The sequence below is a fragment of the Vibrio sp. B181a genome (assembly GCF_030248375.1).
In the GTDB taxonomy this organism is placed as follows: Bacteria; Pseudomonadota; Gammaproteobacteria; order Enterobacterales; family Vibrionaceae; genus Vibrio; species Vibrio campbellii.
Genome location: NZ_JAHGAD010000123.1, coordinates 1 through 3,138, shown reverse-complemented (window position 1 = coordinate 3,138; position 3,138 = coordinate 1). Strand labels below are relative to the sequence as shown.

At 39.4% G+C, this 3,138-nt stretch carries 8 protein-coding genes; all 8 read right to left on the bottom strand.

Annotated elements, in window-relative coordinates:
* Positions 1 to 24: 24 nt before the first annotated feature.
* The gene (locus KIO97_RS26175) at positions 25 to 459 is read right to left on the bottom strand and encodes a hypothetical protein (protein ID WP_285384377.1); all 435 of its coding nucleotides are present in this window, start codon (positions 457 to 459) and stop codon (positions 25 to 27) included.
* 139 nt (positions 460 to 598) lie between these two features.
* Complete coding sequence (locus tag KIO97_RS26170) at positions 599 to 973, bottom strand: hypothetical protein (RefSeq protein ID WP_285384376.1); 375 nt, start codon at positions 971 to 973, stop codon at positions 599 to 601.
* A gap of 130 nt (positions 974 to 1,103) precedes the next feature.
* Complete coding sequence (locus tag KIO97_RS26165) at positions 1,104 to 1,436, bottom strand: hypothetical protein (protein WP_285384375.1); 333 nt, start codon at positions 1,434 to 1,436, stop codon at positions 1,104 to 1,106.
* A gap of 94 nt (positions 1,437 to 1,530) precedes the next feature.
* Positions 1,531 to 1,794, bottom strand: a complete 264-nt coding sequence (locus tag KIO97_RS26160) for a hypothetical protein (protein WP_199481149.1) — start codon at positions 1,792 to 1,794, stop codon at positions 1,531 to 1,533.
* Positions 1,795 to 1,805: 11 nt separating this feature from the next.
* Positions 1,806 to 2,138, bottom strand: coding sequence for a hypothetical protein (locus KIO97_RS26155; RefSeq protein ID WP_285384374.1), 333 nt, complete (start codon positions 2,136 to 2,138; stop codon positions 1,806 to 1,808).
* Positions 2,139 to 2,217: 79 nt separating this feature from the next.
* Entirely contained in the window at positions 2,218 to 2,580 is a 363-nt protein-coding gene (locus tag KIO97_RS26150) for a hypothetical protein (RefSeq protein WP_285384373.1), read from the bottom strand.
* A 113-nt stretch (positions 2,581 to 2,693) separates the two neighbouring features.
* Positions 2,694 to 2,930: a hypothetical protein gene (locus KIO97_RS26145; RefSeq protein WP_285384372.1), complete on the bottom strand. Its 237-nt coding sequence runs from the start codon at positions 2,928 to 2,930 to the stop codon at positions 2,694 to 2,696.
* A gap of 51 nt (positions 2,931 to 2,981) precedes the next feature.
* Positions 2,982 to 3,138: IS3 family transposase (locus KIO97_RS26140; protein WP_373417335.1), on the bottom strand; the 157-nt coding region annotated here is incomplete at its 5' end.

Below are 3,138 nucleotides of genomic sequence, written 5' to 3'. Positions count from 1 at the left end.
AGGCTAATTGTCGCTCAATAGCATTTAGCTTCGTCTGTATTCAATAGAAAGCTCCTGAACTGATGCAACTCTCCAAAAGCGAACACCTCCGTCTAACCACGTGTAATAGTAGTTTTCCGCCTTATCTAAGCAACATACTCCACTGAAGTTTCTTAACTCTTTCCCAGAAATAGGACAGTTAATTCGTCCAGTGTTACTCTCAAACTTTGGAATACGGTGATTCAGCATGGGCAGACTCATTATTGTGCGCCACCCCGTTTTCCAACCTCTTCCTTGTCTAAACTTTTCTAGCTTGGCATCTATCTCTAGAGCTTGAACAACACTTTTGATTGGATAACCTAGCAGCTCAAAAAACGCCCCAGTTTGTCCATTCCGCAGTAGTTGCGGCCCTTTCCTTTCACTTGCTAACTTATTCGTTAGATTGATTACAGCATCATCTTCAGTTTCATTCCAATTCATAATAACTCCTTGTAGGTACGCCTACTTAATGACTTCGAAACCTTAACACCCCGTTCGCAGTGCGAACACACCAAATCCCGCAGCAATAAAAAAGCTCCTTCATGAAGGAGCTTTTATTAAATTAGCGATGTAGTTTAAGTTAAAGAAAACGCGCTTTTATGTGGTAAGTTTCAATCGCACCTTGTTTCGTGACTTTCGTAAAATCAACGACATGACTGAACGAATTCACATTTAGTTTCAATAGTCGTTCAATCCATACAAACAATTCCGTTTCCGTTTGTGCATCATAAACTAACTTTACGCCCTCCATTCCTTGTGCAAACGCAAACTCAGCTTCATTATTATCTCTATTGAGAAAAAGTAGCAATTTTGCTTCTTTTAGCTCTGAGTTATATTGAAACCTACGTCCATCAATCTCAGGAATTGCAGAAATTGAACTGTCCAATAACGCTTTTGCGTGTTGAATAACAAGTTCAGGAGTTTTTGCGGTAACTCGCACCATTAAACTATGCATTGTATGGTCCTTAATATCTCTATCCCAACGGGGATGTTCAAAGTCATTGCAAGGTTCGCAGATAGGCAAAAGAGGCACAACCAATCTACCCGCTTACTTAAAAAAACCAAAAAAAAAGGCCCATGGCCTTTTATCTTTTCGAAACAACGATTCTGTAACCTTGTTGTCGATCTTTTTCGTTCAAAGAGTCAATCCTAATAAGTCCACCAAAACCTTGGAAGTGTGCAGATAGAACCTTTTCAACCCATTCACTCAAGTTTGCACCCGATGGGTATTTGAAAATCATATTTTCCAAACCTGAACCAAACAAAAATTTAGCTTCATTACTATCTACGTTGAGCAAAAGTAGCAGCTTAACTGAAGGCTGGACAGCCGTACCATTACCTGATGGTATTTGTCGTTCACCAATTTTCTGAACAGAGTTAACTCTTTCACATGAAACATTTATCGTAATTGTATTCATAACTTTTCTCTAATCTGTATCCCAACGGGGATGTTTAAATCAGATCAGAGAGTTACAAATACCTATATGTTCAGCAATCACCAATCCCGCTTAATCACCAGAGATGCGAGTCATTCCTTTCGTATGCTTTTTGTTCTGCGTTATTACGAAGCTTTCCATCAAGTCCTCGATGATACTCCATTCCTGCATCATCAAAGTATTGGTCATCAGATTGGTTATCATCAAAACGTAGATGGCTACTCTTTTGTGAGCCATTCGCTTTTTCAGAGGCTTCTGAGACTACAACAAATATGCTCAATATAGAGCAAACCAATTGCCACAATAACGATAGGCCGTTAAACCCTTTTTCATTGCTCATACTGAAACTCACTATTCCTTTACCAATTGCCTGTACAAACTACCATTACAGGTTAGCTGTGCAATCAAGATTGGTACAGTTACTCCGTTTATCGTTCTGGAAGCAACCCTCACCCCTTTTACTCGTCCATCGTCATGAAATAACTGATTGATAGGTAACTCACTTTTTAACGCCAATAGTTTGCGCCTACGAAGAAGTTTAAGTTCTTCTATTCTTCCAGCTTCTTTTGCCAATGACATTGTTTTGTATTTAGAAACAGGAAAATACAAATTCACATTAAGGGCCTTATCCTGTAACCGCCATCCCTTGGGTTCTTTCTTATTTGGATATAACGTCAACGTCATTAGCTTAGCTCCGTTCAACAAACCCATTATGAGCGAATATCGCACACAATGCAATATTGTATAAGCTTTCTCGTTACTTTTATTCGATCTTCGAACGTTCAATCTTGATACCGTTAATCAGGCACATTACCGCGATATTCCTCTTACCCCACCAATCATAGAAAGTCCGTCTAGGAACTCCCACTAAGGCCGCAACCTCATCTGCGTCCATATCTAATTGCTCACGGCAATATGTTGAGGGGCTTTGAGCAATAGCAACACTGCCCACCTCACTAACAACTATTCCTGTTACGATGTATCTAACTACTTTGTTTTTTGATTTCCACCAATCATATAAAGTTCTCCTTGGAACTCCTGATAGTAAGGAAATATCTTGTGCATCCATCCCTCTTTGCGCACGACAATATTCAGAAAAGTCGAGGGGTTCTTTCTCTTTACACATTGAAATTCTCAATTATCTTTATCAAAGATAAAGTGTGCGCTAACCGTTCATACTTAACAACCATTGTTCATAAAAATATCGAGATAAAAAAAAACTGCCCGAAGGCAGTTTTTTTAGGATTGAAAGGCTACCAGTTTGGTATTCACCTTCGCTGTTGGAAAAAGATTCATTGGCAAATCTTCTAAGTCCTCATACCCTTCACCATGAAATGTACTCGGAACAAGAGCAATGATAACACCATCTGGTTTTAGCAATTTCTCTTTAGCAGCCATGTGCTTACGTACATGTTTAAAAGGTGGATTAGCAATAATACCGTCGAAACGCTGGTGACAATTACTGCTATATTCCAAGAAGCAACCATGATGAACATTGATTCCATACCGTCGTTCAGTTTGTAGTGGTCAAGTAAAACTGGCCACGGTTTTATGAGGAAACCAGAACTGTCGTTCTGATTCATTTGGTGTTAATCCACCATTATATTGATGGGGACGATGCTGGTTGTAATACCCAACCAGATAATCCGTTACTGCTTGGTTCGCTTCTAGAAAACTTCTATAG

Coding starts and splice junctions, on each gene's coding strand:
- KIO97_RS26175 (WP_285384377.1), bottom strand. CDS start 459: ATGAATTGGAATGAAACTGAAGATGATGCTGTAATCAATCTAACGAAT.
- KIO97_RS26170 (WP_285384376.1), bottom strand. CDS start 973: ATGCATAGTTTAATGGTGCGAGTTACCGCAAAAACTCCTGAACTTGTT.
- KIO97_RS26165 (WP_285384375.1), bottom strand. CDS start 1,436: ATGAATACAATTACGATAAATGTTTCATGTGAAAGAGTTAACTCTGTT.
- KIO97_RS26160 (WP_199481149.1), bottom strand. CDS start 1,794: ATGAGCAATGAAAAAGGGTTTAACGGCCTATCGTTATTGTGGCAATTG.
- KIO97_RS26155 (WP_285384374.1), bottom strand. CDS start 2,138: ATGACGTTGACGTTATATCCAAATAAGAAAGAACCCAAGGGATGGCGG.
- KIO97_RS26150 (WP_285384373.1), bottom strand. CDS start 2,580: ATGTGTAAAGAGAAAGAACCCCTCGACTTTTCTGAATATTGTCGTGCG.